Origin of the sequence: Paraburkholderia sp. CNPSo 3281 (genome assembly GCF_024206515.1) — a bacterium.
Lineage (GTDB): Bacteria > Pseudomonadota > Gammaproteobacteria > Burkholderiales > Burkholderiaceae > Paraburkholderia > Paraburkholderia nodosa.
This window is the reverse complement of sequence record NZ_JAMBPS010000169.1, coordinates 1-859: the sequence shown is the minus strand read 5'-3', so window position 1 is coordinate 859 and position 859 is coordinate 1. Positions and strand designations below refer to the sequence as shown.

Genomic DNA, 859 nt, shown 5'->3' with positions numbered 1-859 from the left:
AGCCCCACCGGGAATGGCTTTCGGAGCTGGCGAGGGGGGAGCGGTTAAAGTCAGGGCTTTGCGGATGCGAAAATGGCTGCAAACCATGGCCGGCAGGCGATTCCCACGAAATTGAGTGAAGCGCAGTTCGGGCAATTTGTCTTGCCGCACCTGAGCCGGGGCCGGCGCGGCCCGCCGCCGACGTTGCCGTTACAGAGGATGTTCAACTACGTCCTGAAGGCGCTCTATATGGGGTGTCAATGGAAGATGCTGCCGATCGAAACGGATGCAAAGGGGCTGCCTGAAATCCACCACACCCGGCGTGGTTCATCCCGGCGTTACACAGGCAGGGCAGAAATGAAAGTGCGGGTAATGTGGCCCACTTTAATTTTGGCGTCCCCATGACTTCATCCGTCTGCCCTGTTTCCGTAAAACCGGCTGGCTGCGACCGCAAGATGATGGCCGTTCGCGCCCTGGCGGGCGCTGAACCCGTCAGCGCCGTGGCCGCCCGCCACGGTGTCAGCCGTCCACTCGTCTATCGCCAGATGCGCAAGGCGAGCGCCGCGCTGGATGAAGCCTTTTCGCCAACGCAAATGGACGAAGACGCCGACAAGGTCCTGTTCTCGCTGCGGGTGACCCGACGATGGCTGGAGCAGGTCATCCTCGCACTGACGATGATCGGTCACGCCTCGATGCGCGGCGTCATCGAATTCATGAGCGACCTGCTGGGCGTGTCCATCAGCCTGGGCACCGTGCACAATGTTCACCAGCGTGCCGCGCAGCGGGCGATGGCCATCAACAACAGCATCGACCTGTCGGCCATCCGGGTGGGACTGCACGACGAGATCTTTCAGGGGACCCGGCCGGTTCTTACCGGCAT

2 protein-coding genes are annotated in these 859 nt (G+C 62.0%); both read left to right on the top strand.

The annotated features are described in order from the left end of the window. The first annotated feature begins 72 nt into the window (after positions 1 to 72). A complete protein-coding gene (locus tag M3I56_RS40730) occupies positions 73 to 384 on the top strand; it encodes a transposase (protein ID WP_254358690.1) in 312 nt (103 codons plus the stop codon). Further along, positions 381 to 859: hypothetical protein (locus tag M3I56_RS40725; RefSeq protein ID WP_254358688.1), on the top strand; the 479-nt coding region annotated here is incomplete at its 3' end. The genes M3I56_RS40730 and M3I56_RS40725, both read left to right, overlap by 4 nt.